The sequence below is a fragment of the Cellulomonas sp. JH27-2 genome (genome assembly GCF_014837175.1).
GTDB lineage: Bacteria > Actinomycetota > Actinomycetes > Actinomycetales > Cellulomonadaceae > Cellulomonas.
In genome coordinates this window covers 494,099-520,380 of record NZ_JACYFR010000002.1, presented here as the reverse complement: position 1 = coordinate 520,380, position 26,282 = coordinate 494,099, and the positions used below count along the sequence as shown (strand labels likewise).

Below are 26,282 nucleotides of genomic sequence, written 5' to 3'. Positions count from 1 at the left end.
ACCCTTCGTGTCGTTCATGAGGTCGAGGAAGCGGTCGAATACCGGACGACTACGCATCAGGCGGCGCCCTTCGTGTCGCGCATCAGGTCGAGGAAGCGATCAAACAGATAGGCGGCGTCGTGCGGGCCGGCCGCGGCCTCGGGGTGGTACTGGACCGAGAAGGCGGGCAGGTCGAGCGCCTCGAGGCCCTCGACGACGTCGTCGTTGAGGTCGACGTGGCTGACGATCACCCGGCCGTAGCGGCCGCCGTCGTGCGGCGCGACGGACTCGCCGTCCAGCGGGGCGTCGACCGCGAAGCCGTGGTTGTGCGCCGTGATCTCGACCTTGCTGGTGCGACGGTCGATGACCGGCTGGTTCACGCCGCGGTGGCCGTAGCCCAGCTTGTAGGTGCCGTAGCCGAGCGCGCGGCCCAGCAGCTGGTTGCCGTAGCAGATGCCGAAGAACGGGATCCTGCGGTCCAGCACCTCGCGCAGCAGCTCGATCTCGTGCGTCGCGGCGCTCGGGTCGCCGGGGCCGTTGCTGAAGAAGACGCCGTCGGGCGAGGTGGCGAGCACCTCGTCGATCGTCGCGCTCGACGGCAGGACGTGGACGCGCACGCCCCGCTCGGCCAGGCGGTGCGGCGTCATGGCCTTGATGCCCAGGTCGATGGCGGCGACCGTGGCGACCGGCGTGTCGAGCTTCTCGCCGTCCGCGCTCAGTGCCTCGACCACGTACGCCTCGTCGGTCGAGACCTCGCCGGCCAGGTCGGCGCCGACCATCGCGGGCGCCGCGAGCACCTGTGCCTGCAGGTCGTCGGCCGCAGCTGCCTCACCGGAGAAGATGCCGGCGCGCATGACTCCGCGCTCGCGCAGGTGGCGCGTCAGCGCGCGGGTGTCGATGCCACTGATGCCCACGACGCCCTGGTCGCGCAGGTCGTCGTCGAGGCTGCGCACGCTGCGCCAGTTGGACGCGCGGCGGGCGGGGTCGCGCACCACGTAGCCGGCCACCCAGATGCGGCCCGACTCCGGGTCGTCGTCGTTCACGCCCGTGTTGCCGATGTGCGGCGCCGTCATCACGACGATCTGGCGGTGGTAGCTCGGGTCGGTGAGCGTCTCCTGGTAGCCGGTCATGCCGGTGTTGAAGACGATCTCGCCGAGCGTGGTGCCGGTGGCGCCGTACGCCTGACCGGTGAACGTGCGTCCGTCCTCGAGGACCAGGACTGCGTCGGTCATGCCTTCTCCTTCGTCGCGATGAGTGCACTGACGGCGGCGACGAGCGCCGTGCCGTCCGCGGAGTGGTGGGGGCGCAGACCGGTGTCGAGCAGCGGTGCGCCGGGAGTGGTGGTCGGTGCCCAGGTGAGGACGACCAGGCCGTCCTTGCCGACGAACTTGCCTGCCATGCCGGGTGCGGTGGAGGTGTCGGTCAGCGAGCCCGCCGGGACGAAGACGTCGGCCGCACCGGTGCGAGCGATCGACACGCCCGCGTCGTGGACGGTGACGCTCGCCTGGCTGCGCACGCCCAGGTCGTGGGCGACGACGCGGTCGAGCCAGTCCCCCGCGGTCGTCGTCGAGACGTACGTCGCGTCCACCGGTCCGAGGCGGACGGCCCCGGGATCGGCAGGGGCCGTAGGCAGGGTCGGGACCAGCGCGCCCGTGGTGCGAGCGCGCCTCTTCCAGCCGGCACGCATGCCGACGTACACCAGCGCCACGATCGCCAGCAGGACGACGACGGCGACTCCCTCGCGTGCGGTCATCGGCGCACCACCACGTCTTCGTCGCACGACGCGCCGTCCAGCACCGTCGCGCGCCCGCGCAGGAACGTGGCGACGACACAGCCGGACAGCTCGCGACCGCGGAACGGGCTGTTGCCCGACTTGGTGGCCTGCTCGTCGGGGTTGACCACGCGCCGCACGTCGGGGTCCACCAGCACCAGGTTGGCGGGCTCCCCCACGGCGATCGGGCGGCCGTGGTCGCTCACGCGGCCGATCTTCGCCGGCGTCTCGGACAGGACCCGTGCGACGTCGGCCCAGGTCAGGCGGCCGGTGTCGACCATCGTCTCCTGCACCACGGACAGCGCGGTCTCCAGGCCGGTCATGCCGAACGCGGCCGCGGCCCACTCGCAGTCCTTGTCCTCGCGCGTGTGGGGCGCGTGGTCGGTGGCGACGATGTCGATGGTGCCGTCGGCCAGGCCGGCGCGCACCGCCTCGACGTCGCGCTGGGTGCGCAGCGGCGGGTTGACCTTGAACGTCGGGTCGTAGCCGCGGGCCAGCTCGTCGGTGAGGATCAGGTGGTGCGGCGTGACCTCGGCGGTCACATCGATGCCGCGCGACTTGGCCCAGCGGATGATCTCGACCGAGCCGGCGGTCGACAGGTGGCAGACGTGCAGGCGCGAGCCGACGTGCTCGGCGAGCAGCACGTCGCGCGCGATGATCGCCTCCTCCGCCACGGCCGGCCAGCCCGCCAGCCCCAGCTCGGCGGAGACGACGCCCTCGTGCATCTGCGCGTTCTCCGTCAGGCGCGGCTCCTGCGCGTGCTGCGCGACCACGCCGTCGAAGGCCTTGACGTACTCGAGCGCGCGGCGCATGAGCACCGGGTCGTGGACGCACTTGCCGTCGTCGGAGAAGACCCGGACCTGTGCCTGCGAGTCGGCCATCGCGCCCAGCTCGGCCAGCCGCTCGCCCTCGAGGCCCACGGTCACGGCGCCGATCGGGTGGACGTCCGCCCAGCCGGCCTCGCGGCCCAGGCGCCACACCTGCTCGACGACGCCCGCGGTGTCCTGCGTCGGCGTGGTGTTGGCCATTGCGTGCACCGCGGTGAAGCCACCCATGGCGGCCGCGCGCGTCCCCGTGCGGATGGTCTCGGCGTCCTCGCGGCCCGGCTCGCGCAGGTGGGTGTGCAGGTCGACGAGCCCCGGGAGCAGCACCAGTCCGCGGCCGTCGACGATCGTCGCCTCGTCGTCGGACACGTCCGCGCCCATGGCGGCGATGACGCCGTCGGCGAGCAGCACCGACGTGCGCGCCCCGCCGTAGGGAGCGACGTTCTGGAGCAGGTACTTGCGGGGGCTCACGCGTCCACCTTCGTCTCGTTCGTCTCGGTCGTCGCGCCGGAGCCCGACAGCAGCAGGTACAGCACGGCCATCCGGACCGCGACGCCGTTGGCGACCTGCTCGACGATCACCGCGCGCGGCGAGTCGGCGGCCTCCGCGGAGATCTCCAGGCCGCGGTTCATCGGACCGGGGTGCAGCACGATCGCGTGCTCGGGCATCGCGGCGAGCCGTCGGGCGTCCAGACCGTAGTTGCGCGTGTACTCCAGCGGGCTGGGGAAGAACCCGCCGCCCGCGCTGGACATCCGCTCCCGCTGGACGCGCAGCATCATGATCGCGTCGGGCTTGGTGTCGATGGCCGCGTCGAGGTCGTAGGAGACCTCCGCCGGCCACGCCTCGACACCCACCGGCACCAGCGTGGGCGGTGCGACGAGCGTCACGTCCGCACCGAGGGTGTGCAGGAGCTGCACGTTGGAGCGCGCGACGCGGCTGTGCAGCACGTCGCCGACGATCGCGACGCGCAGCCCGGCCAGGTCGCGGCCGCTCGGGTCGCCCGCGCCGGTCAGGTGGCGGCGCAGCGTGTACGCGTCGAGCAACGCCTGCGTGGGGTGCTGGTGCATCCCGTCGCCCGCGTTGACGACGGCGCCGTGCGTCCAGCCCGAGTGCGCGAGCGTGTGCGGCGCGCCGCTGGCGTGGTGGCGGATGACCACCGCGTCGGCGCCCATGGCCTGCAGCGTCAGGGCCGTGTCTTTGAGGGACTCGCCCTTGGAGACGCTCGACCCCTTGGCGGAGAAGTTGATCACGTCGGCCGACAGGCGCTTGGCCGCCGTCTCGAACGAGATGCGCGTGCGGGTCGAGTCCTCGAAGAAGAGGTTGACCACGGTGCGGCCGCGCAGCGTCGGGAGCTTCTTGATCTCGCGCGCCTGGGTCGCGGCCATCTGGCCGGCCGTGTCCAGGATGCGCACGGCCTGCTTGTGGGACAGGTCGGCCGCCGAGAGCAGGTGCTTCATCGCGCACCCCCTTCGATGAGCACGGCGTCGCGGCCGTCGGTCTCCTCCAGCAGCACGCGCACGCGCTCGTGCGTGGAGGTGGGCAGGTTCTTGCCGACGAAGTCGGCGCGGATCGGCAGCTCGCGGTGCCCGCGGTCGACGAGCGCGGCGAGCTGGACGGCACGCGGCCGGCCCAGGTCGGAGATCGCGTCGAGCGCTGCGCGGATGGTGCGGCCGGAGAAGAGCACGTCGTCGACGAGGACGACGACCTTGCCGTCGAGCCCGTCGCCCGGCAGGTCGGTCGAGCCGATGGTGCGCGTGGGGTGGTGGGCCAGGTCGTCGCGGTACATCGTGACGTCGAGGCTGCCGACCAGGTCCGCGGCCTGCAGGGTCGGCTCGACGGCCGCGAGCTTGGCGGCCAGGCGCCGGGCCAGCGGGAGGCCGCGGGTCGGGATGCCGAGCAGGACGACGTCGGAGCCGCCCTTGTTGCGTTCGAGGATCTCGTGCGCGATGCGCGTGAGCGCCCGGGAGATCTCTTGTCCGCCGAGGACGACCGTGGCCTCGGCGGGCTGCTGCGACTGTGCGTCGTCGGGCTGGGCCGACTCGGGCAGGGCACTGCTCATGGAGCGACTCCTTCCCCGCCTCACGGGACGGGAGTTAAAGGACTGCTGTCGGTCCACCACCCTACCCGGCGACACCTGGTGGCACCTGCCCGTCCACGATGCGACGTCGCTCACGTCCAGGCGGCGCCGGCGTCGTCTCAGACGTGCGTCGCGACGACGACGGTCGCGTCCAGCTCCTCGTCGCGCAGCACGCGCGCGTCGAGGCCGGCAACCCGCAGGGCGTCGGCGGTGCCGTCGGCCTGTCGACGGCTCGTCTCGATCGCGACCGCACCGCCCGGCACCAGCCACGGAGCGACACCGGTCGCGATGCGCCGGTGCAGGTCGAGCCCGTCGGCGCCGCCGTCGAGCGCGACCCGGTGCTCGTGGTCGCGCGCCTCCGGCGGCATGAGCGCGATCGCGTCCGTCGGGACGTAGGGCGCGTTCACGACGACGACGTCCACGCCTCCCCGCAGCACCGGTGGCAGGGCGTCGAACAGGTCGCCCTGGTGGACGCGGTCGGGCGCGAGGTTGAGGCGGGCGCAGGCGACGGCGTCGGGGTCGACGTCCGCGGCGTGCAGCACGGCGTCCGGCCGACGAGCCGCGACGGCGGCCCCCAGCGCACCGCTCCCGCAGCACAGGTCGACGACGACGGGCTCGCGTCGCCCGTCGAGCGCGCGGACCGCCGCCGCGACCAGCAGCTCCGAACGTCGTCGGGGGACGAACACCCCGGGCGTGACCCGGATCTGCAGCCCGTCGAAGAGCGCCCACCCGAGCACCTGCTCCAACGGCTCCCCCGCGACCCGCCGCACGACCATCGCCTCGAGGGCTCCGTCGTCCGTCGCCGCCTCGAGCAGCAGCCGCGCCTCGTCCTCGGCGAACACGCACCCGGCCCGCCTCAGCCGCGCCACGAGCTCGTCCTCCACGCCGACGACACTACGCGCCGCCGTCCACCTGCCTGCGTCACCCGGTTGCCACGTCAGGTCGTCGGGTGCGTGCGCCGATGTCCTGTTCGTGCTCGGAACGGTTCCGATGTGGGTCACCCAGGTCCAGCTCCTCGTGGCGGGGCTCGTGGGCGGCTTCTGCCTGCTCCAGTGGATCTGGTGGCGGGGTGAGCGCCGCACGGCCGGGGCGCAGTGGGCGCTCGCGTGGTCGGCGGACATCGCCCTCGTGCTGCTCGCCGGCGGGCTGTTCGCGTTCACGCACCACGGACCGCTGCAGGACGTGGTGCAGTTCGCGCACACGCAGCTCACGGGTGGCTTCCTGATCCTGGCGATCCCCGCGACGCACCGGTTCGCGCGCGGACCCGCACCACGGTGGTGGGTGTCGATCTCCGCGACGCTGCTGATCTCGGGCGCGGTCGCCTGGTGGTGGCCGCCCACGTCGCCGCGCCACGGTGTCGACGTGGTCGTCACGGCGATCCTCGTCGCCGTCGCGCTCATCTCGGTCGCCTACGTCGTCGCCTGCATCGGCAGCCACAAGGTGAACGGGCTCGGCATCCTGCTGGTGCTGGCGGGCGCGGAGTCCCTGGCCATGCTCGCCGCCGGAGGTGTCATCCAGCAGGTCGAGCTCAGCGCGATGCTCGTCGCGCTGTGGTCGATCCCGCTGGGGTTCGCCCTGGCGGCGCTCGCGCTGGTCCGGCTGCGGCAGGCGCAGAAGGTGGCGCGCACGCAGCACCTGATGCGCGACGCGGCGGCGCGCCTGTCCAACAGCGCCTGGTTCGTGCGCGACGCCGAGAGCCTGCTGGTGCGGGCGCGCGACGAGGCGAGGGCCGTGCTCGGCGAGCCTCGCGTCGAGGGGTCGTTGCGGCCGATCTCGCACGGGCGCTTCGTCACCGAGCTCTACTCCCCCGGTGACCACACCGCGCAGGAGCGGACGTTCCTGGTGGACCTGGCGCAGATCGTCTCGGCCGCGGCCGAGCGGTACGCGCTGACGTCCCGGCTGGAGCAGACCGCCTTCACCGACGTCCTCACGCACCTGCCCAACCGCCGGGCCGTCGAGCAGCACCTGCTCGACGTCATGGAGCGTGCCAACGTGGAGCGCACCCGGGTCTCGCTCGTGTACTGCGACCTGGACGGCTTCAAGCGGTTCAACGACCTGCACGGCCACGAGGGCGGCGACACCGTCCTGATCCGGGTCGCCGACCACCTGCGGGCGCTCGCGCAAGGCAACGACGACAGGTTCGTCGGGCGCCTGGGCGGCGACGAGTTCGTGGTCGTGCTGTCCCGCGCCCCGGGCGACCCCGATCTCGTGGCGCTGGCCCGCAACCTGCGCGAGGGCTTCGTCGATCGCTCCGTGGGTGCCCGCGCCGCGCGGCTGTCGGTCGGGATCGCGACGTGGGTGCCGGGCGACGTCGTCGACCCCGACGCGCTCATGCGGCACGCCGACACCGCGATGCTCGAGGCCAAGAAGTCACGCACCGGGTTCCGCGTCTACGACCGGGCGCTGCGCCGACAGGTCGACGCCGCGCGCCACCAGCGCGCCGCGCTCGAGCAGGCCGTGGCCGACGACCACTTCACCGCCTACTTCCAGCCGATCGTCGACGCCCGCACGCTCGAGGTGGTGCAGGTCGAGGCGCTCGCCCGCTGGGACGACCACGGCACGCTCGTCCTGCCGTCGGACTGGCTGGACCAGGCCGAGGAGTCCGGGCTCATCGTGCCCATCAGCCTGTCGATGCTGCGCCAGGCGCGGCGCGCGCTGGACCGGTTCCAGGTCCCCGTCACGGTCAACCTGGCCCCCCGCCAGCTGGCCGAGCCGGACGCGCTGGAGCAGATCGAGGCCGCGTGGGGCGACGCCTACTGGGAGCACCTCACGCTCGAGATCACCGAGAGCGCGTTGGTCCGCACCGGCCCGGCGATCCCGCTGCTCTCCGAGCTGCGCGCCCGCGGTGCCCGCATCGCCGTCGACGACTTCGGCACCGGCTACTCCTCGCTGGCACGGCTGTCGCGGCTGCCCGTCGACGTCCTGAAGATCGACCGCTCGTTCGTCCGCGAGATCGGCACCGACCGCGGTGCGTCCGTGGTGCGCGCCATCCTGGAGCTCGCGACCGTGCACGGGCTGGAGGTCGTCGCCGAGGGCATCGAGCGGTCGGCGGACCTGGCGACGCTCGTCGAGCTGGGCGTGCGGCGCGTGCAGGGCAACTTCCTGGGGCGCGCCGCCCCGGGGCTGCCGGTGCGAGGGCCGCGGCCTGGCACCGGGGCATGGCACGCGCAGCGCCCGCTGCGCTCGGTCCCGACGCAGGCCGGCCCGGAGACGGGCTCGCTGGGCATCGTCCACCACCTCGCCTGAGACGACGAAGGCCCCGCCGGAGCGGGGCCTTCGGGTGCGTGAGGTCAGGCGAGCAGCGTCGGCTTCAGGTCGACGATGCGACCCAGCAGGCCGTTGACGAAGGCGGGCGACTCGTCGGTCGACAAGGACCGCGCCAGCTCCACGGCCTCGTCGACCGCGACGGCGTCCGGGACGTCGTCGTTGAACAGCACCTCCCAGGTACCCAGGCGCAGGATCGCGCGGTCCACGGCGGGCATGCGCTCGATCGTCCAGCCGTGCGCGTGGGTCGCCAGCAGCTCGTCGATGCGGGCCTGCTCGGCGACGACGCCCTCGACCAGCTCGACCGAGTACTGCGGCAGCGCCGTCTCGGCCCCCGGCTGGGCGATGCGCTGCGCGAGCAGCGTCACGGGCTCGACGCCGCGCTGGTCCGCCTCGAACAGGACGTCGAGCGCCCGCTTGCGCGCCTTGGTGCGTGCGCCCACGTCAGTCGTTCACGCGGCCCAGGTAGCTGCCGTCGCGGGTGTCGACCTTGACCTTGGTGTTGGCCTCGAGGAAGAGCGGGACCTGGATCTCGTAGCCGGTCTCCAGGGTCGCGGGCTTGGTGCCGGCCGACGAGCGGTCGCCCTGCAGGCCCGGCTCGGTGTACGTGACCTCGAGGACCACCGACGGCGGCAGCTCCACATACAGCGGGACGCCCTCGTTGGTGGCGACCATGGCGCTCATGGACTCGAGCAGGAAGTTGGCGACGTCGCCGACCGTGGCCTCGCTGATGTGGATCTGGTCGTACGTGTCCGTGTCCATGAACACGAAGTCCGCGCCGTCCTTGTACAGGTACTGCATGTCGCGCTTGTCGACGTTGGCCGTCTCGACCTTCAGGCCGGCGTTGAACGTGCGGTCGACGACCTTGCCGGACAGGACGTTCTTCAGCTTGGTGCGGACGAACGCGCCACCCTTGCCGGGCTTGACGTGCTGGAACTCGATGACGGTCCACAGCTGGCCGTCGATCTTGAGCACGGTGCCGTTCTTGAGGTCGTTGGTGGTCGCCACGATCCGTCGCTTCCTGTCAGGTGTGTGTGAACTGAGCTTCCTCTGCGCCGGTCGACCCTGTCTGCCCAGGTGGGCGGGGCGGGACCGGTCCGCAGACCGCCGACCATCGTACCCGCCCACCCGCCGGGCCCGACAATCGCGGGCCGTCCGCCCTCAGAAGAGGATCGCCCGGGCCCCGACGGCGACGGCCGCCGACCAGACGAGCGACGCGAGCGTGCCGATGACGAACCGCTCGGAGGCGCCCGGGTTCTCGCGCAGCTCGGGGAACCGGCCCAGGCCCTTGACGGCCACGATGACCGCGAGGCCAGCCGGCTCGTCGACGAGGATGCACAGCACCACGGCGAGCCGTTCGAGGATGCCGATCCACGTCCCTCCGCGGAGCGTCGCCCGCGCTCGGCTGCCGTTGGGTCCGTCCCCCTCGGGGGCGCCGGCATCCTGCGAGCTCGACGCGAGGCGAAGCACGCCCATGACGACGAGCCACCCACCGCCTGCGGCGACGACGAGCGCCAGCACGACGACGAGGATCTCCAGGCCGACGGGCACGGGCGACTCCGTTCAGAGATGGATGCTGCGGACGTCCAGCTTCTGGGTGCGTGCCTTCGAGGGCACGGCGCTGACATCGTGCCCGATACGTCTGACATGCGACGCATCGACACCCCGGCTACCCCTGGGCGAGGTCCAGCAGCCGCGCGGCAGCACTGCGGGCCGCGAGCTCCTCGTCGTGCAGTGCCGTCCGCAGCCGCTGGCTCACGGCCTGCTGCGAGATGCCGAGGGTGGCGGCGACGTCCTCCTGCCGTGCGCTGCCGGGTGCGAGCGCGTCGATGACCTCCCAGCCCGCGGCGGACCGGCGGGCTGCCGTCGCCGCGGCAAGGACGAGCACCGCCTCGGCATCGCGGCCGGCGCCGTCGTCGGCACCTCGCACGGCCAGGGCGACGGTCCGTGTGCGGCTCTTTGCCGCCTCCACCGCCGTGCGGGCCAGGATGAACGCTGCGCCGGACCCTGCGCGCGTCGACTCCGGTAGGGGTTCGTCGACGTCCCCCGCGCCGATGCCGATCGACCACCCGCCTCGTCGGGCGATGTCCAGCACGAGGTCGACGACGACGCGCGCGTCGTCGAGAACGGCCTGCACCTCGTCGCCGACGGTCCGCTCGAAGGCCCGCACCACACCGGCGCGATCAGGCGTGAGCTCCCGGACGGGCGACGACGCGAGCAGCTCGTCGACCTTGTCGCCGTGGACGCGAGACCCGCGCTGATCGATCGTGACGATGAACATGCAACAAGGTTGCCACCTTGTTCCTACTGAAACAAGCCTTGGGTGTTGTTGCTCAGTCCGCTCGGCTGGCGACGAGATCCAGCGCGAGCCGGTACGAGTCCAGGCCGAAGCCCGCGATCGTGCCCGTCGCGACCGGGCCGACGACCGAGTAGTGCCGGAACGCCTCGCGTGCGTACGGGTTGGTGATGTGGATCTCCACCAGGATCAGCCCCGACTGTGTGACCTGCGCACACGCGTCGCGCAGCGCGTAGGAGTAGTGCGTGAACGCGGCGGGGTTGAGGACCACGGCGGTGCGCGAGTCGACGGCCTCGTGGAGCCAGTGCACCAGCTCGGACTCGTCGTCGGTCTGGCGGACCTCGACGTCGAGGCCGAGTTCCTTGGCCCAGCCGCTGACCGCGTCGACGAGATCGCCGTGCGTCGCCGAGCCGTACACCTCGGGCTCGCGGGAGCCGAGCCGGCCCAGGTTGGGGCCGTTGAGCACCAGCGCGCGCGTCATGCCTCCGAGCCTAGGGCTTCCGCGTGCTCCCCCGCGTCATCTCTCGCGTCAGTCCGTCACGTTGTGTCGGGACGTGCATCAACGTGCCGTCTGCCGTACGGGTGTGAGACTCGACGTCGGTCGGGGGAAGGAGTCGGCGCTCGATCAGGAGGCACGCGGCCGGGACTGCCACGGCGAGAACCGTCTCGACGTGCCAGACGACGCCATGGGGAACCAAATCGACGAGGGTCAGGAGCGCCGTCGGCGCGGAGAATGCGAGTCGTGACCGTACGAGCCGCAGGGCGGGAGTCGACCATGCCCACACGGCGAGCACGGCGGCCCAAGCCATCCAGTAGTACGTGAGCCGCAGGGGGTCGAGGGCGAGGCGAACTGAGATCGCGGTGAGAATGGCGAGCAATGGCGTCCCAGCGCGCGACCGCGCTACCGCGAGACCGGCGAGCCCGCTCGCGGCACCCTGAACGACCCGGATCGACCAACCGGACGCCCCGTGGAACAAGGGCAGAGCCTCGAACCAGGTGTGCTCGGGAAACGGCCACCGGAAGCTGAAGGTCTGGACGTCTCCCCACACGAGGAAAGGTGCGTACAGAGCAACCGACCCGACGGCCGCAACGGTGCCGAAAAGAAGGACGTCGCGGATGCGCCGCTCGGCACCGAGGACCCCGCCGCAGGTTATCCCCCACTGCTTGACGCCAGTGGCGAGGATGATGAGCAGAGCGGCGATTCCCGGTCGACCGGCGGTCACGTATGTGGCGGCCAGCGCGCACAGGAGGGCGACGACGAGTTCTTCGGGATGGTCGGCGACCATGGCGTTGCTGAGCAGGCCGCCGACGACGAGCAGCCCACCGACGCCCCACTGGGCGGTGATTCTCGCCGTGCTACTAGCTCTTGCCGCTCGTCGCGCGGTGATACAGGCCAGCCACATGATCAACGCCCCGTGTATCGCCCCGGCTGCGACGGACGTGAGCTCGAGAGACAGGCCGAACCATCGGACCGCATGCGCGAAGCCGCCGAGCGCGAGAACGTACAGTGGGCCGACCTGGATCCATCCGTCGTGGAATACGTCAAAGAATCCCGTGCCCCACATGTCGGCGGCGGCACGGCGGAAGCGGACCTGGTCCCCGTCCTGCCGCATGGCACCGGCTGTACCGCCGACGATGATGCCGAGCGCGAGGAGCGTGCCGAGAGGTGCACGAAGCCACGCGGTGAAGGCGCGTGCGACGTTCGGTCGGCGGCTTGCCAGGAGCGCGAACTCGGCATCGAGCCGGTCGGTGAACGCAGCCCGCGGGGGCGACGCACTGGCGTCTCTCGGGGCCGCCGTGAGCGCCTCGTTCATCGGGCAGTCTTCTGGCGGCCAGCCGCACTGGCGGTACCGCGAGCCGAAGCGCCCTCGAGCGCCAAGGGGACGACGATGGCTGCACACAGTGCGACGGTCCCTGTCCACCACAAGGGCTCGCCACTGACGAGGTATGGGGTCAGTACCACCATGGGCGACGCACACGTCGCGACGAGGCGCCCGCGCCGGCTCAGATCGATCGGAGTCGTCCATGCCCAGAGCACGAGAAGGACGACCAGCGGACCGCTGTAGTACGTGAGGCGCATGGGGTCGAGCACCAGACGGACCGCGATGGCCACGATGGGCGTGACCAGCGGCGAGGCCTTGCCCCACCAGGCGATCGCCAGTCCTGCGAGGCCGGCCAGAGCGCCCTGGACGAACCGCATCCCCCAGTCGGAGAGGCCCAGGCTGTGTTCGAGGGAGCCGAGCGCCGTCGCGGAGGTGAAACCCCACTGGTGTTTGTACGTCTGGACGTCACCCCAGATGAAGAAGGGCGCGTACAGCAACGCGACGAGACCTAGCGCGGCGGCGCCGCCCAGGAGCAGGCCGCGCAGCGACCGGCCCTGGCCCAGGACTCCACCACCGAAGATGCCCCACTGCTTCACGCCCGTGCTCAGGCCCACCAGAAGTCCGGCAAGTACGTAGCGCCGGTCCTTCGCAAGTAGTGCCGCATGGGCCAGGAGAAGTCCGACGGTGATCTCTTCGGGATGACCGTTGCCGATGCTCTCGGCAAGGTAACCACCCAGCACCAGGACCAGTCCGATCGCCCACTGGGCCTGCAGGACGTCCGTGCCGAACCGACGAGCCGCACGGCCCGCCGTCGAGATCCCCAACCACGTCACCAAGGCGGCCTGCGCTGCGGCGAGGGTCGCAAGGACCGGCAGTCCGAGCGCCGTCACGAACCGAGTGGCGATGCCCAGGCACCAGAGGTACACGGGGCCGATCTGGAGCCCTCCGTCGGAGAAGACGTCGAAGAACCCCGTGCTGGTCATGGACCACCCCGCGCGCCGGAACCAGCCGGCGTCTCCATCGGGAATCCGCGAGCCCAGTGCCCCGAGGATGACGACCGCGATAGGCACGAGGACGAGCGTCGGCCGCGACCAAGCGGCGAGTAACGCCGCCGTGAGCCGAGGGCGTTCGCGCTGCAGGCGGGAGACCTCGGAGCGCAGCCATGACTCGTCGGCAAGCGTAGTACTCACGAACTGTCGTTCGGCAGATCGGCGTTGCCACTTGATGGTGATGGGGGCAATCGTGGGTCGCGCGCACGGAGGGCGCGCGCAGGGCAGCGACCGAGACGACCGCGAGGGCCCGAGGCCTAAAGGACGATGGCGGTCGAGCTGTCGTCCCGACTCACCTCGGCGTACGCGGCGACGAGCAGTGTGGGGTCGGGGCCCTCGAGGCGCGTCGGCTTGCCGACGCCCTCGAGCACGACGAAGCGCAGCAGGTCTCCGCGGGTCTTCTTGTCCCGCCGCATCGCCGTGAGCAGGCGCTCCCAACGGTCGCCGCGGTACGTCGTCGGCAGGCCGAGCGACGTGAGAATGGAGCGGTGGCGGTCGACGACCTCGTCGGACAGCTTGCCCGCGAGCCGCGCGAGCTCCGCGACGTAGACCATGCCCACCGACACCGCGGCGCCGTGGCGCCACTGGTAGCGCTCGACGTTCTCGATCGCGTGCGCGAACGTGTGGCCGTAGTTGAGGATCTCGCGCAGGCCGGCCTCCTTGAGGTCCTCCCCCACGACGTCCGCCTTGACCTGCACGGCCCGCTCGACGAGCTCGGCGAGCACCTCGGACTCGGACGCGCGCACCGGGTCCGTGAGGGTCTCGACGTTCTCCTCGACCAGGTCCAGGATCCGCGGGTCGGCGATGAAGCCGCACTTGACGACCTCGGCGAGCCCGGCGACGAAGTCGTGCTTGGGCATCGACGCCAGCGCCGCCAGGTCGCACAGCACGCCCGCGGGCGGGTGGAACGAGCCGACGAGGTTCTTGCCCTCGGCTGTGTTGATGCCGGTCTTGCCGCCGACGGCCGCGTCGACCATCGCCAGCAGCGTCGTCGGGACCTGCACCACCTTGATCCCGCGCAGCCACGTCGCCGCGACGAACCCACCCAGGTCGGTGGTCGCTCCCCCGCCGACCGCCACGATCGCGTCCGAGCGCGTGAAGTCCGCCTGGCCCAGCACGCCCCACAGGAACGCGGCGACCTGCGCGGTCTTGGCCTCCTCGGCGTCCGGCACCTCGGCACCGAACGTCTCGTAGCCCGCTGCGCGCAGGTCCTCGATGACGGCGTCCGCGGTCGTCGCCAGCGCGGCGGGATGCACGACGAGCACCCGCTTGGCCTCGCCGACGAGCCCCGGCAGCGCGCCGAGCAGGTTGCGGCCGATGACCACGTCGTAGGGCTGGGCGCCGTTCACGCGCACGGTCGTCGTCATGCCTCGTCCTCCATCGCCGCCTGGCGCAACGCCGCCAGCTCGGTCTCGATGCGCTCGGCCACGTCGGCCGGGCGCAGGTCGTCGGTCAGCACCGTGATCGTGGCCAGGCGCTCGTAGATCGGCCTTCTGGCTTCCATCAGTGCCTGCCACTGCGCGCGTGGGTTGCCCAGCAGCAGCGGGCGCGACTGGTTGAAGCCGACGCGCGGCGCCGCGTGCGTGAGGGTGACGTCGAGGAAGACGACGACGCCGCCTGCCGCGTACTCCGTCAGCGCGGCTTGCGTCGCCTCGTCGAGGATCGCTCCCCCACCGAGCGCGAGGACACCGTCGTGCTGCTGCAGTGCTGCGAGCACCGCCTCACGCTCCAGCGCGCGAAAGTGCGGCTCGCCGTCGTCGACGAAGATCTCCGCGATCGGCTTGCCCGCCGTCAGTTCCACGTCCGTGTCCGTGTCGCGCTGCGTGAGCTGCCAGCGCTCGGCCAACGCCGCGCTGATCGTCGACTTGCCCGAGCCCGGGGGGCCGATGAGGACGACGCGGGGGGCGGTGACAGAGGGCACGAGCATCGAGCCTAGCCCGCCGAAGTCGCACCTAGGGTGCTGTCCGAACCGTAGACACTTCACCCTTCGCGCAGTGCGATCACCCGATTGCGCGCCCTGGCAAAACAGACGTTCGACGACTATCGGAACATGACTCGGAACTCTTCCCGCAAACGCCCGTGGCGTCGCCGTGTCGCCTCCGCCATCGTGCTCAGCATCGGACTCGTCGGTGTCTTCGCCGGACCTGCCTCGGCAGCGGCGCCGGACACGTCATACGGCCGTCCCGCCGTCAATGTGCCGTGCGACAAGAACTGGCTGGGCATCCTCAACTGCGACAAGCGTGAGTTCGTAGCAGATCAGGAGTTCAAGGTCATCTACCCCGGGGCGCACAACACCGCCTACGACCGCGACCGCGCGGCCGCAACCATCGGTGCGCTGTACGGCACGGCTCTTCGTAGCGCGCAGCAGGAATCCTTGAACACGGTTCTCGACCGGATCAGGACGAACCGGGTTCCTGCACGCGGCTACAAGTGCCTGGCGAACGAGACGCACCAGTTCGCGTACCAGGTCGCAGTCCAGAAGGGAGTGACGAAGGACATCAAGGGCATGTTCTCCAAGGCGGAGAAGGCAGTCGGCCTCGGCTCGAAGTACGTGCCGGCATCGAAGTGGCTGAAGACGTATCTCAAGGGTGCGCAGTCGGCCGCCGACGCGATGCTCAGCGCAGCACTCAAGGAGCGCGCCGCAGGAGGGATCACCTACGCAGCGAACTTCTGCCTGACCGGTACCCAGTCCTACTAGGTGATCGGCAGGCCACCCGAGCGATTGCTGCGTTGGCAATCGGGTGAAGCGAGCGATCGGCGCGGAGACCAGGTCAAGTAGCTGGCCTCCGGCGCCGATTCTCCGATGCGCGTGTCGTGTCTCACCACCTGGAGGATCAGTGTCGCTCGCACGTAGGTTCGGCGGTGCGCTCGTCAGCGCCTCGCTCCTGGCATCGATGCTCGTCGTCGGCGCGTCCCCCGGCGTCGCTGCCGATGCCACGACGCCCGTGCCGACCTCGTCCGAGGTCAGCGGGGCCACGCCGACGTTCGCGTGGTCGCCCGTTCCGGGCGCGGTCGGGTACTCGATCGAGTTCGCGCTGGACACCGATCCGACCAGCACGCGCGTGGCCACGATCCGCACGACGAACACCCGGTGGATTCCCACGGGCCAGCTCGGCGCGACCGATGCGGCGAGGACGCTGCAGTGGCGCGTCGCCTCCTACTCGAGCACGTCCGACTCGTCCCGTGGTGACTGGTCCGCATGGGGCACGTACGACCAGCCGCCGACCGGTTCCCCCGACCCGGTGTCCCCCGCTGACGGCGCGGCCATCGAGTACCCGGCACCCGTGGTCTTCCAGTGGTCCGCTGTGGCAGGCGCGACGTCGTACGAGGTGCAGTACACGTCCGAGCCGAGCGGCTGGTCGAACGCACAGTCGATCGCGGTCAAGGGCGGGACGACGGCTTCGCCGTCGACTCTGCTGGCTCGCACCCGCAAGGTCGTCGTCGACGGTGTCTCCACCGACGTCCCGGTCGTCTGGCGGTGGCACGTGCGCGCGGTACTGCCGACCGCGAGCGGAACCACGCTCACCGGCCCGTTCGGCGCAGAGCGCAACCTCACGTTCCGTTGGTCCGCGTCCAGCAGGCCTGTGCTGACCGCGCCCGACAACCTCGAGGCGCCGGGTGCCGAGATCGTGGCGGTGTCGGACCCGAAGTTCAGCTGGGACCCGGTGCCCGGCGCGGCGAGCTACCAGATCCGGTTCGGCATGGACGCGAGCTCCGACCGCACCGAGCTCCGAAGCGTGGTGTCAGCCATGACGACGACGGTCACGTCGACCGTCTACGTGCCGACCGCGCCGATGCTCGACAACCAGTACTACTGGCAGGTCACGCCGCTCGACGCGGCGGGGAACCCCGGCCCGGCGTCCGACGTATGGCTGTTCAAGAAGGAGTGGGGCGCGCAGTCCGCGCCGTCGGCAGCCGACGACGAGACGTCCGCCTACCCGATCCCGTTGGTGGGCTCATCGACTGCGGCTACCGCCCCGGTGATCCCCGTCGACAAGTTCCTCGTCAGCTGGCAGCCCCTGGCACGCGCTACCGCGTACCGCGTCGAGGTGAGCTCCACTGACGGGAAGTCCACGGTCACGTGCCTGACCGCGAGCACGTCGGCGACCGTCGTCGCCCTCTACGGCACGACGGACGCCCCGAGCGCCACCAAGCTCAACCAGCAGGGCAGCTCCTGCCTGTGGTCGAGCAGCACGCCGATCCAGGCAGGCAAGACGTACCGCTGGCGAGTCCAGGGGATCGACGCGGCCGGCCCGCTCTCCGGATCTCCCGACGGCCTCAGCGGCACGATCCAGTCCGACTGGTCCGACCCGCAGTCGAGCGAGTTCCCGTCCCGTTACAGGTACGTGACGGTCGGGGCAGCGACCACCAGCGTCGATGGACAGCTGACGCTCGCGAGCGACGCCACGGTCGTCGCGGCCGCCGGTGAGCCCGCCCCCCTGATGACCTGGAACCGCGTGACTGGCGCGGACTACTACGTCGTCGAGGTCGGGCTCAACTCGACGGTGTCGACCAACCGCGTCGCGACGTTCGCGACGACCGGCACCCAGCTGCGCGCGACGGGCGTCTTCACCAACAACACCGTCGCCCAGCCCTACTACTGGCGCGTGCGCGCGGCTGTCGGGACGTCGCCAACCCTCTCGGGAACCACGTACCTGGGCGAGTGGTCCAACGTGAAGAGCTGGTCGCGCCTCAGCACGCCGTCGGTCGGGGTCGCCTGGGCAGCGCAGCCGAAGGACCCCGGGACGATCGTGGTCAGCTGGACCCCCCAGATCGTCAGTGCTCCGGCCGACGGCGGGAGCCGTGGCTATGCGGTGACCGTCCGGAACTCCGACGGTGCGCTGGTGGGGAGCGAGAACGCGAAGCTCGAGTACCCGTTCTTCGTCCTGCGTAACCCCACGTCCGGCAAGTCGCTGGCCCGCGGGCCGTACACCGTGAGCGTCGCTCCGCTCGACTCCACGGGTGCCGCGGGCACCGCGTCGGACGCGATCCGGATCGACATGCCCGCTGCGCAGCCGACCAACCTCCGGTCGACGACGACCGGCGCTGCGGTCCGCCTCCTGTGGGACACCGCGCCGATCGCGTCGAAGTACACGGTTCAGTACCGCGTCCTGGGCAGCAGCGCTGCCTACACCAGCATCGACACACCTGGGATCACCACGGTGCTGCTGAACGACATCGCCCCCGGCGACTACGAGTGGAAGGTCGTCGGGACCGACGTCGATGGGACGGGGTACGCGTCCTCGGCGGCGACGTTCACCGTCGGCCAGAAGAACCCGACTCTCGTGACCGCCGATGGCGCGACGTTGAGCTCGTCGGCGGTCGCGTCGGGGAGCGCTCCGGTCATCCTGCAGTGGTCTGCGGTGGCTGGCGCCTCGCGCTACGTCGTCCGGATCGCACATGAAGGCTCATCGATCAGCTCCGGTTACGCGTACGAGACCTCGGCCACGTCGTTGGCGCCGGTCGGCCTCGGCTCGGCATCTCCGTTCCGCTACGGAACGGCCTATCAGTGGCAGGTGCAGGCGATCCCGGAGACCGTCGGATCGCAGGCCGTGCTGGGCACGTCGAGCATCCGTCGGTTCACGGTCACCACGACCCCCGACGCACCCAACCAGCCGGCCCCCTCGGTGACCGGCACCTCAGTCGCGCTGACGTGGCCCGCGCTCACCGGCGCCGCTGCCGGCTCGGGGGTCGCGCCTACCTACGAGCTGCGCTACCGGATCAGCGACCCGACCGGCTCGGGCAACGCGTGGACGGTGACAACTCTCGGCGCCAACACGCTCGGCACAACCCTCCGGGGCCTGAAGACCGCCACCACCTACGAGTTCGGTGTCCGGGCCCGCAACGGCGAAGGCACCGGCCCCTGGTCGGGGACGTCTACCGCGACGACTCCGACGTTCCCGGGTCTCGTCGGGACGCCGACAGCGACTCCCGCACTCGGCAGCTTCAGCCTCTCGTGGAACAGCCCGTCGAACACAGGCGGTGCATCCGTCTCGCGGTACGACGTCGAGTATTGGACAGGTTCGTCTGCGCACACGGTGAAGAGCGCCCCGTACGGTCAGCTCCAGGTGACCGGGCTCGCGCGCGGCGCCTCGTACACGGTGCGCGTGGCCGCGGTGAACGCCGTCGGCCGTGGGCCCTGGTACTCGATCACCGTCGTGACCCGCAACCTGGCGTCCGCACCGCAGAAGGCAGTCGCGTCGGCAGGCAACGGACAGGCGAAAGTCTCGTGGAGCGCACCTAGCTCCACGGGAGGTTCGGCGGTGCAGTCCTACGTGGTGGAGCGCCGTGAGCTGCACTCCAGCAAGTGGAGCGGGTGGACGCTCGTCGGCCAGACGTCCAACGCCACCACGCGCAGCTTCACGTCGACCGGCCTCGTCAACGGAACCCGCTACGAGTTCCGAGTCCGCGCGACCACAGCGATGGGCCAGGGTTCCAACTCCAACAGCGCGAGCGTGATGCCGGCGGGCCCGGCGAGCGCGCCGACGAACGTCACCGTCACGGCGAAGTCGCACAAGGCCACCGTGAAGTGGTCGAAGCCGGCCGCCAACGGTTCGACGATCAAGGGCTACATCGTCCAGTACTCGACCAACGGCACGTCGTGGCACACGCTCAAGACGACCTCCTCGTCGGCCCGGTCCTACACGTGGACGAAGGCGAAGAAGGGCAAGTCCTACTACCTGCGCGTGATCGCCAACAGCACCAAGGGCAAGAGCACGCCCGGCGGGCCTGTGTCCTTCACCGCACCGTAGCCGCTGCTCGTGCAGGAACGCGTCAGGCCCGGTACCGCGCGGTACCGGGCCTGACGCGTTGATGCGTACTTCTCAGCGCAGCAGCTCGGGGACCGACTCGAGGTAGGCGGAGAGGTTGCGACGAACCTCGGCCAGCGAGTCCCCGCCGGTCTTCTCGAGCAGCGTCTCGGCGAGAACCAGCGCCACCATCGCCTCGGCGACGACCGCTGCCGGAGGGACGGCGCAGACGTCCGAGCGCTGGTGCTGAGCCTTCGCCGGCTCGCCCGTCGTCGTGTCGATCGTCGCCAGAGCGCGCGGGACCGTCGAGATCGGCTTCATGGCGGCGCGGACCCGCAGCACCTCGCCGTTCGTCATACCGCCCTCGAGGCCGCCGGCGCGGTTCGTCGCGCGCACGATGCGGCCGTCGGAGCCACGCACGATCTCGTCGTGCGCCGCCGAGCCACGGCGAGCGGCCGTGCGGAAGCCGTCGCCGACCTCGACGCCCTTGATGGCCTGGATACCCATCAGCGCACCGGCAAGCCGTGCGTCCAGGCGCCGGTCCCCGTGCACATACGAGCCGAGCCCGGAGGGCAGGCCGTAGGCGAGCACCTCGACCACTCCCCCGAGCGTGTCGCCGTCCTTGTGGCACTCGTCGATCTCCGCGACCATCGCGGCCGATGTGGCCGCGTCGAAGCACCGCACCGGATCGGCATCCAGCGCCGAGACGTCAGCAGCGGTGGGAAGCGGCGCGTCGTCGGGTGCCGAGACCGGGCCGATCGACACCACGTGTGAGACGAGCTCGATCCCGGCGGCCTTGCGGAGGAAGGCTGCCGCGACCGTGCCAAGCGCAACGCGCGTCGCGGTCTCCCGCGCCGACGCCCGCTCGAGCACCGGGCGCGCGTCGTCGAAGCCGTACTTGCGCATGCCGACGAGATCGGCGTGACCGGGCCGTGGGCGGGTCAGCGGCGCATTGCGAGCCCGCTGTAGCACAGAGGCGTCCTCGAGCGGGTCGGCAGACATGACCTCGACCCACTTGGGCCACTCGGTGTTCCCGATCTCGATCGCCAACGGTCCACCCTGCGTTACGCCGTGACGGACGCCCGCCACCAGGCGGACCTCGTCCTGCTCGAACTTCATCCGCGCGCCGCGGCCGTAGCCAAGACGTCGCCGCGCGAGCGCTGCCTGCACGTCGGCGGTGGTCACCTCCACCCCCGCGGGAAGGCCTTCCATGATGCCGACGAGGGCGGGGCCGTGAGACTCACCTGAGGTCAACCAGCGCAGCATGTGCAGATCCTCCCACGCCCGTCGGGTGTCCCCGGAGCGTGTCCATCGTTCGGTGGCACGGCAGAAGGGTGGCTGCGGAACGATCTCCGCAGCCACCCTCCTGGTCGTTCGACGCTACTGCTCGCCCTTGACGGGGGTGTACGGGGACTTGTCGTTCGGCGCCTTCGGCAGCTTCGGACCCGCCGTGGGCTCGGGCGCCGGCGTCGCTGCAGCCGCAGCGTCGGGAAGCACGTAGGCGAAGCCGGAGATGACGAGCTCCTGGTCACCGACCTTCGTCTGGGGCTTGCCGGCACTCGCCTCCTGGTCCGGCTGACCGGTAGCCGTGAAGCCGCCGACGAGGAAGAGCCGCCCGTTAGTCTTCTGCAGGTCTGAGACGAACGCCGTCGTGTCGTCGTAGGTGCCGACGACCGTCAGGGAGAGCGGGATGGCCGCGAAGCCCTCCGGCACAGGGCTGGCGGTGGGCTGCGTCGCCGCCGGTGACGTGGCGTCACTGGGCGTCGACGAGGCGGCGTCGACGCTGGCCGCAGCCGACCCGCTCGGAGCGGGCGTAGGTGCGGGGGCGGCAGCCTGGGCCAGCGTGACCGCCTGAGCCGCGCTCGGGGCGACGTTCTCAATCGTCACGTCGTGCGCCACGGCGATCTTGTCCAGCTGCTGCAGGTAGGCCGCCAGGGCCGAGTCTGACGGGATGCCGATCCGCAGCTGGGCAAGCTGCTTCTTGAGCTCGGGGAGCCGCTTCGCGTCAGCGGCGAGCTTCGCCACCTTGAGCTCAAGGGTGTCGTTCTGGGCCTCGATCTGCGCGGCCTGGGCCCGCACGTCCGCCGCGCTGGCCCGCTTGGGTGCGATGACCAGGAACCATGCGGCCACGATCAGCACGAGGCACAGGAAGGCCGTGCCGCCGATCCAGGTGCTCTTCTTCGCTCCGGACATCACTTGGTCCCTTCGGACTGGTCGAACCGGTGCGAGAAGGCCTCGGCGTCGAGCTGGACGGTCACCGCGGAGGCGTAATGGACGCCGGAGTCGTCGTCCTCGCCGATCTGGGCGGTCGAGACGGTCGCGTCGCTGAATCCGGGAATCTTGTCGAGCGCATCCATCCAGTCGGCCGCATCGGGCAGCGTGTCGGCTTTCGCGGTGAACTGGATCGACCCGTAGGTCTGCCCCAGGAGCGGGTCCGTCGACTGCTGCACGGGCGCCATCGGCGTGGGTCCAGTCACCGTCATCGTGTCGATGCTGACGTTCTTCGGGAGCGACACCGTGATCGCGTCGAGGTACTTGGCCCACTCGATGTCGGTCGACATCCCCAGCTTCTCTGCAGCCTCGGCGCTCGCCAGCTGCCCGAGGACGAGCGGCACCTCGCGGTACGACGCCTGCTTGGCCATGAGGTCCTGGGTACGCAGCTGCGCGGTGGCGTACTGGTCATCGGCCCTTCCGGCGTCCTGGACGGCGAGGACGTACCCGCCCATGCACGCGAGCACCGTGGCGCCGACGGCGACCAGGAGCAGGCGCTTGGTCCGGCGCAGACCTCGCGCGGCGTAGACCTCCGCGGGGAGCAGGTTGACCTGGGGCAGGCCGACGGCCAGAGCCGGGGCCTCCTTGGTGCGACCCTTGAGGCGGGTACCATCCAGCAGCGCGCTCATGCCGCAACTCCGTACGCGAGACCGACGGACAGGGCTGCGAACGACTCGCGACCGTTCAAGGCTCCGCGGTTCACGGTCTTGCCCGAGCGAAGCCCCGCGAGTGGGTCGCCCAGGACGACGGGAAGTCGGCTAGCGCTCGCCAGGTACTGCCCGAGTCCGGGCAGCTGCGCTCCTCCGCCCACGAGCACGACCGTGTCGATGGGGACGCCGCTGTTCTGTGCGTAGTAGACGAACGTGTTCCGGACCGACTCGACGAGGGCACGCACGATCGTCGAGATCGCGTCGGACGCCTCGGCGCGGTCCGCGGGAACGGCGTAGCCGATGCCGATCTCGCGCTTGAGGTGCTCGGCGTCGGGCGCAGAGATGCCCATGCTGCTCGCGACCGCGGACGTGATGTTGTGACCGCCCGACGGCAGGGACCGCACGAGGCGAGGAACGCCGCGCTCGGCGATGACGACCGTGGTCATCGAGGCGCCGATGTCGACGATGGCGACCGTGCCGCGAGCGAGGTCGCCACGAGCGAGCGAGCGGATCATCGCGAAGGCGTTGAGGTCGACCATCGTGGGCCGCAGGCCAGCCGCCTCGACGGCCATGACGTTGGCATTGACCGTGTCTCGCTGCGCGGCGACCAGCATGCCGTGCACCGTGCGTCCGCTCGGTCCGTCGGCTGACTCGCCGGTCGGGAAGTAGTCGAGGAGCGCGTCGTCCGTGCTCATCGGGAGCAGCTCGGTGACCTGGAACGGCAGGGAGGACTTGAGCTGCGCGAGAGGCATCCACGGGAGGTCGAGCTCTCGCACGACCACGCGCTGGTTACCCACGCCGATGACGACGTCCTTGGACGGGAACTTCGCGCTCGACCAGAGCTGCTTGATGGCGCCCGCGACGACGTCGTGCTGGACGACCTCGCCGTCGCGGACGGCACCCACGGGGATGGCGATCTCGCCGTAGCGCGCGAGGGTTGGCGGGTTCTTGCCCGCCGGCCCTCCGCTTCCGAACTCGAGCTCGGCGGCCCTCACGAACGAGGAGCCGAGGTCGAGCCCGATGACGCGTGACGTAGCCACGGGGTTCCTTCCGTCGGACGGAGACGTACGAAGTTGCTATCGGGCGCGATCGTGCCCGACTTGAGTGCTCTGCGGATCTGCGTGAGACGACTGCGAGGAGTCAGAGGATCCCGGCGTACCAGTCCGCGAGCTGCTGGCCGAAGAGGATTCCGACGCCAGCGCCGAGGAGCATCCACGGCCCGAAGGGGATGCCCGACTTGCGGTCGGCGCGCCGGACCAGGAGCAGCCCGATCGAGAAGATCCCGCCGAGCAGGTACGCCGCGAACCACCCGACGACGAGCGCCCCCCACCCGAACCATCCGAGGTAGAGACCCAGCGCCCCCGCCAGCTTGACGTCGCCGAAACCCATGCCCGCCGGGTAGATGAGCAGCAGCACGAAGTAGACGGTGAACATGGCGGCCGCGCCGATCAGCGCGCGGACGAACGCGCCCCAGTCCGACTCTCCCCCGGGGTTCGCGCTCGCGAGTGCCAGGAGAACGGCCCCGACGACGTAGGACGGGAGCACGATCGCGTTCGGAAGGCGCTTCGTGTCGATGTCGATGAGTGTTAGAGCGATGCCGATGGCGACGAGGTAGAGCATCGCCGGCAACAGCCACGACAGTCCGGTGAGCAGTGCCGTCACCGCGAACAGCACACCCGTCGCGAGCTCGACCAACGGGTACCGCGGCGAGATCGGGTTGCCGCAGTCGCGGCACCTCCCCCGAAGGATCAGCCACCCGATCACGGGGAGGTTGTCCCGCGGGCGGATCTCGTGCCCGCACCGCGGGCACGCGCTCGGCGGGGAGACGATGGACTCCCCGCGCGGCACGCGCCAGATCACGACGTTGAGGAACGACCCGATCATCAGGCCGAAGATCCCGACGATCGTGACGAGCCCAGCGGTCACGGGTTCTTGATCTCGCGCTTGTACACCACGTCGACACGGTAGCCCGAGCTGGCAGTCGGGTTGGTGTTCGGGAAGGACACGCCGGGGATTCCGATGGGCACGTAGCGCATGGTCATGGCGTTGCGCAGGATCACCGAACCGCCGTAGAGCTGGCCGTAGAACGTCGTCGTGTTGTTCGTCTCGAGCGTGCACGGCGTGTAGCCGAAGAAGGTGATCGGTGCGATCGCGAGGGCGCCTGAGTCGAACTTGATGTTGCCAGCCTTGTTGCTACCCACCGTCTTGCACTCCGCGACACCGTTCGGAGTCGTGTCAGGGTCCGGCACGATGATCCAGAACTTGTGGGGCTGGCCGTCTCCGGAAAGGACCTGGAAGTTACCGGTCGCATAGAATTCGTTGGCGTAGATGACCATGTCCGCGTTGAGCTTGATGGTCGTGTTGCCCTCGAACTTCGTCGTAGAGCAGAAGCGCGTGTCATACACGGTAGGCACCGACGGACCGATCAGCGGGCCGTTCAGCCGCCAGCTCTCACCAGCGATGTCGCACTGCTCGTTCGTCGTGTTGTTCCAGTTCGTCGAGTGGTTCTGCGTCGTCGCAGCCGTGTTGACCCACGACTTGTAGGCAGCTGCACGGTCTCCGGAGTTCGCGAAGCCGGTCCAGTCGGCCGGCTTGTAGTTGACCTCCGGGAGACCGGTCGGAACGTACTGCGGGATCGCGCCGGTCCCCACTCCCGTCTTGTACTGGCCACCGACGATCGGGCCACCGGCCCAGGTGCTGACCGCACCCGCGACGATGAGGTCGCGGCCGTACTTCGAGCCGCCGGCGATCGTGGCGTCAGCCGACACGTAGGTGTCCTGCCCCACCGTCGTGAGACCTGCGGACTGAGCAGCGTTGACCGTGAGCTTCTTCTTGCTCCAGAGGTTCTGCGTGACACGGCAGCCGTTCGAGATCGACGTCGTGCCGTTCACGACGATCAAGTTGCCGTCGATCTTGACGTTCGAGTTGCAGTCGACGTTGCCCGTGTCGACCCACACGTCGACGGGAGTGTCGGGCAACGACGTCTCCAGCGTGAACGAGTTGGTCGTCATGATGTTGTTGGCGGCGAAGATCGCCGCACCACGGCCAGGAATCATGTTCGGCGTCAGGTTGACCTTGGCCTGCATGGTCCGCTTGGTGCGGGCCGTGGTCGTCGCACTACCCGCAGCCTGAGACGTAGCGGTGACCACCGCCACAGTCGGCGTTCCGGTCACCACCCCGCCGGCACAGGTCAACGCGTTGTTGTCCTTGTCGAAGTACGCGACCGTCGCCTTGACCGACGACCTGGTGGGGGTCGTCAATGCGTCGAACGAGCCCGCGGTCGGCCACGCGCACGGCGTGCCGTCTTCGAGCTGCGAGAACACGACGTCGAGAGCGCCCTCCGCCGAGTGCACGTCCGTGGTCCGAGCCCGGTCCCGGCCGGACGACGCAGCCGAGGAGATCGCGTTGGAGACGACGACGGTCGCCAGGGCCATGCCGATGATCGCGACGGCGATCGCGGCCATGAGAGCGGTGCCGCGCTCGCTACCGCCTACTCTCGTGCGCTGCCAGAGTGCCCTGAACATGCGTC

General features: G+C 70.4%; 24 protein-coding genes. 3 read left to right on the top strand and 21 right to left on the bottom strand.

The annotated features are described in order from the left end of the window. Positions 1 to 56: 56 nt before the first annotated feature. The 6 genes from carA to IC607_RS07315 form a co-directional block, all read right to left on the bottom strand. Positions 57 to 1,211 (bottom strand): glutamine-hydrolyzing carbamoyl-phosphate synthase small subunit, encoded by a 1,155-nt coding sequence (carA, locus tag IC607_RS07340; protein WP_191786553.1) that lies wholly within the window; start codon positions 1,209 to 1,211, stop codon positions 57 to 59. Then, positions 1,208 to 1,732: a hypothetical protein gene (locus IC607_RS07335; RefSeq protein WP_191786551.1), complete on the bottom strand. Its 525-nt coding sequence runs from the start codon at positions 1,730 to 1,732 to the stop codon at positions 1,208 to 1,210. Before IC607_RS07335 ends, carA begins: the two co-directional genes overlap by 4 nt. Continuing rightward, on the bottom strand, positions 1,729 to 3,045 hold the full coding sequence (locus IC607_RS07330) for a dihydroorotase (protein WP_191786549.1): 1,317 nt from the start codon (positions 3,043 to 3,045) through the stop codon (positions 1,729 to 1,731). Before IC607_RS07330 ends, IC607_RS07335 begins: the two co-directional genes overlap by 4 nt. After that, positions 3,042 to 4,031 (bottom strand): aspartate carbamoyltransferase catalytic subunit, encoded by a 990-nt coding sequence (locus IC607_RS07325; protein ID WP_191786548.1) that lies wholly within the window; start codon positions 4,029 to 4,031, stop codon positions 3,042 to 3,044. Before IC607_RS07325 ends, IC607_RS07330 begins: the two co-directional genes overlap by 4 nt. Continuing rightward, the gene (gene pyrR, locus IC607_RS07320; protein ID WP_191786546.1) at positions 4,028 to 4,633 is read right to left on the bottom strand and encodes a bifunctional pyr operon transcriptional regulator/uracil phosphoribosyltransferase PyrR; all 606 of its coding nucleotides are present in this window, start codon (positions 4,631 to 4,633) and stop codon (positions 4,028 to 4,030) included. Before pyrR ends, IC607_RS07325 begins: the two co-directional genes overlap by 4 nt. Positions 4,634 to 4,770: 137 nt before the next feature. Further along, on the bottom strand, positions 4,771 to 5,535 hold the full coding sequence (locus tag IC607_RS07315; protein ID WP_191786543.1) for a putative protein N(5)-glutamine methyltransferase: 765 nt from the start codon (positions 5,533 to 5,535) through the stop codon (positions 4,771 to 4,773). Positions 5,536 to 5,641: 106 nt separating this feature from the next. On the opposite strand from IC607_RS07315, the gene IC607_RS07310 reads away from it, so the two are divergent. After that, positions 5,642 to 7,897 (top strand): bifunctional diguanylate cyclase/phosphodiesterase, encoded by a 2,256-nt coding sequence (locus tag IC607_RS07310; protein ID WP_191786541.1) that lies wholly within the window; start codon positions 5,642 to 5,644, stop codon positions 7,895 to 7,897. A 44-nt stretch (positions 7,898 to 7,941) separates the two neighbouring features. On the opposite strand, the gene nusB is transcribed toward IC607_RS07310, so the two are convergent. The 9 genes from nusB to IC607_RS07265 form a co-directional block, all read right to left on the bottom strand. Further along, positions 7,942 to 8,358: a transcription antitermination factor NusB gene (gene nusB / locus IC607_RS07305; protein WP_191786539.1), complete on the bottom strand. Its 417-nt coding sequence runs from the start codon at positions 8,356 to 8,358 to the stop codon at positions 7,942 to 7,944. A gap of 1 nt (position 8,359) precedes the next feature. Continuing rightward, complete coding sequence (gene efp, locus IC607_RS07300; RefSeq protein ID WP_191786537.1) at positions 8,360 to 8,923, bottom strand: elongation factor P; 564 nt, start codon at positions 8,921 to 8,923, stop codon at positions 8,360 to 8,362. A gap of 153 nt (positions 8,924 to 9,076) precedes the next feature. Next, positions 9,077 to 9,466, bottom strand: coding sequence for a hypothetical protein (locus IC607_RS07295; RefSeq protein ID WP_191786535.1), 390 nt, complete (start codon positions 9,464 to 9,466; stop codon positions 9,077 to 9,079). Between the two features lie 118 nt (positions 9,467 to 9,584). Beyond that, positions 9,585 to 10,196 (bottom strand): hypothetical protein, encoded by a 612-nt coding sequence (locus IC607_RS07290; protein WP_191786533.1) that lies wholly within the window; start codon positions 10,194 to 10,196, stop codon positions 9,585 to 9,587. Between the two features lie 52 nt (positions 10,197 to 10,248). Continuing rightward, positions 10,249 to 10,692 (bottom strand): type II 3-dehydroquinate dehydratase, encoded by a 444-nt coding sequence (gene aroQ, locus IC607_RS07285; protein ID WP_191786531.1) that lies wholly within the window; start codon positions 10,690 to 10,692, stop codon positions 10,249 to 10,251. 10 nt (positions 10,693 to 10,702) lie between these two features. Next, entirely contained in the window at positions 10,703 to 12,025 is a 1,323-nt protein-coding gene (locus tag IC607_RS07280; protein WP_191786529.1) for a hypothetical protein, read from the bottom strand. Continuing rightward, complete coding sequence (locus tag IC607_RS07275; protein WP_191786527.1) at positions 12,022 to 13,224, bottom strand: glycosyltransferase 87 family protein; 1,203 nt, start codon at positions 13,222 to 13,224, stop codon at positions 12,022 to 12,024. The genes IC607_RS07280 and IC607_RS07275 overlap by 4 nt, the downstream gene beginning before the upstream one ends. A 116-nt stretch (positions 13,225 to 13,340) precedes the next feature. Continuing rightward, the gene (gene aroB, locus IC607_RS07270; RefSeq protein WP_191786525.1) at positions 13,341 to 14,450 is read right to left on the bottom strand and encodes a 3-dehydroquinate synthase; all 1,110 of its coding nucleotides are present in this window, start codon (positions 14,448 to 14,450) and stop codon (positions 13,341 to 13,343) included. Next, positions 14,447 to 15,010 (bottom strand): shikimate kinase, encoded by a 564-nt coding sequence (locus IC607_RS07265; RefSeq protein ID WP_191786523.1) that lies wholly within the window; start codon positions 15,008 to 15,010, stop codon positions 14,447 to 14,449. The genes aroB and IC607_RS07265 overlap by 4 nt, the downstream gene beginning before the upstream one ends. Before the next feature lie 123 nt (positions 15,011 to 15,133). On the opposite strand from IC607_RS07265, the gene IC607_RS07260 reads away from it, so the two are divergent. Both IC607_RS07260 and IC607_RS17815 read left to right on the top strand, forming a co-directional pair. Continuing rightward, on the top strand, positions 15,134 to 15,781 hold the full coding sequence (locus IC607_RS07260; RefSeq protein WP_191786521.1) for a hypothetical protein: 648 nt from the start codon (positions 15,134 to 15,136) through the stop codon (positions 15,779 to 15,781). 139 nt (positions 15,782 to 15,920) lie between these two features. Then, a complete protein-coding gene (locus tag IC607_RS17815) occupies positions 15,921 to 19,835 on the top strand; it encodes a fibronectin type III domain-containing protein (RefSeq protein WP_191786519.1) in 3,915 nt (1,304 codons plus the stop codon). Positions 19,836 to 19,907: 72 nt separating this feature from the next. Here IC607_RS17815 and aroC read toward each other — a convergent pair whose 3' ends face one another. The 6 genes from aroC to IC607_RS07225 form a co-directional block, all read right to left on the bottom strand. After that, positions 19,908 to 21,098: a chorismate synthase gene (gene aroC, locus IC607_RS07250; protein WP_191786517.1), complete on the bottom strand. Its 1,191-nt coding sequence runs from the start codon at positions 21,096 to 21,098 to the stop codon at positions 19,908 to 19,910. 114 nt (positions 21,099 to 21,212) lie between these two features. Continuing rightward, positions 21,213 to 22,025 (bottom strand): hypothetical protein, encoded by an 813-nt coding sequence (locus IC607_RS07245; protein WP_191786515.1) that lies wholly within the window; start codon positions 22,023 to 22,025, stop codon positions 21,213 to 21,215. Continuing rightward, entirely contained in the window at positions 22,025 to 22,732 is a 708-nt protein-coding gene (locus IC607_RS07240; protein ID WP_191786513.1) for a fimbrial assembly protein, read from the bottom strand. Before IC607_RS07240 ends, IC607_RS07245 begins: the two co-directional genes overlap by 1 nt. Beyond that, complete coding sequence (gene pilM, locus IC607_RS07235) at positions 22,729 to 23,793, bottom strand: type IV pilus assembly protein PilM (protein ID WP_191786511.1); 1,065 nt, start codon at positions 23,791 to 23,793, stop codon at positions 22,729 to 22,731. The genes IC607_RS07240 and pilM overlap by 4 nt, the downstream gene beginning before the upstream one ends. Before the next feature lie 100 nt (positions 23,794 to 23,893). Beyond that, positions 23,894 to 24,679, bottom strand: a complete 786-nt coding sequence (locus tag IC607_RS07230) for an A24 family peptidase (RefSeq protein ID WP_370526066.1) — start codon at positions 24,677 to 24,679, stop codon at positions 23,894 to 23,896. After that, positions 24,676 to 26,277: a hypothetical protein gene (locus IC607_RS07225; protein ID WP_191786509.1), complete on the bottom strand. Its 1,602-nt coding sequence runs from the start codon at positions 26,275 to 26,277 to the stop codon at positions 24,676 to 24,678. Before IC607_RS07225 ends, IC607_RS07230 begins: the two co-directional genes overlap by 4 nt. Positions 26,278 to 26,282: the final 5 nt, after the last annotated feature.

What these genes read in the sequence shown, in the direction of transcription:
- IC607_RS07225 (WP_191786509.1), bottom strand. Translation starts at nt 26,277, where the DNA reads ATGTTCAGGGCACTCTGGCAGCGCACGAGAGTAGGCGGTAGCGAGCGC.
- IC607_RS07245 (WP_191786515.1), bottom strand. Translation starts at nt 22,025, where the DNA reads ATGTCCGGAGCGAAGAAGAGCACCTGGATCGGCGGCACGGCCTTCCTG.
- IC607_RS07265 (WP_191786523.1), bottom strand. Translation starts at nt 15,010, where the DNA reads ATGCTCGTGCCCTCTGTCACCGCCCCCCGCGTCGTCCTCATCGGCCCC.
- carA (WP_191786553.1), bottom strand. Translation starts at nt 1,211, where the DNA reads ATGACCGACGCAGTCCTGGTCCTCGAGGACGGACGCACGTTCACCGGT.
- aroC (WP_191786517.1), bottom strand. Translation starts at nt 21,098, where the DNA reads ATGCTGCGCTGGTTGACCTCAGGTGAGTCTCACGGCCCCGCCCTCGTC.
- IC607_RS07335 (WP_191786551.1), bottom strand. Translation starts at nt 1,732, where the DNA reads ATGACCGCACGCGAGGGAGTCGCCGTCGTCGTCCTGCTGGCGATCGTG.
- aroB (WP_191786525.1), bottom strand. Translation starts at nt 14,450, where the DNA reads ATGACGACGACCGTGCGCGTGAACGGCGCCCAGCCCTACGACGTGGTC.
- IC607_RS07280 (WP_191786529.1), bottom strand. Translation starts at nt 12,025, where the DNA reads ATGAACGAGGCGCTCACGGCGGCCCCGAGAGACGCCAGTGCGTCGCCC.
- IC607_RS07325 (WP_191786548.1), bottom strand. Translation starts at nt 4,031, where the DNA reads ATGAAGCACCTGCTCTCGGCGGCCGACCTGTCCCACAAGCAGGCCGTG.
- aroQ (WP_191786531.1), bottom strand. Translation starts at nt 10,692, where the DNA reads ATGACGCGCGCGCTGGTGCTCAACGGCCCCAACCTGGGCCGGCTCGGC.
- IC607_RS07310 (WP_191786541.1), top strand. Translation starts at nt 5,642, where the DNA reads ATGTGGGTCACCCAGGTCCAGCTCCTCGTGGCGGGGCTCGTGGGCGGC.
- IC607_RS07260 (WP_191786521.1), top strand. Translation starts at nt 15,134, where the DNA reads ATGACTCGGAACTCTTCCCGCAAACGCCCGTGGCGTCGCCGTGTCGCC.
- IC607_RS07290 (WP_191786533.1), bottom strand. Translation starts at nt 10,196, where the DNA reads ATGTTCATCGTCACGATCGATCAGCGCGGGTCTCGCGTCCACGGCGAC.
- pyrR (WP_191786546.1), bottom strand. Translation starts at nt 4,633, where the DNA reads ATGAGCAGTGCCCTGCCCGAGTCGGCCCAGCCCGACGACGCACAGTCG.
- IC607_RS07240 (WP_191786513.1), bottom strand. Translation starts at nt 22,732, where the DNA reads ATGAGCGCGCTGCTGGATGGTACCCGCCTCAAGGGTCGCACCAAGGAG.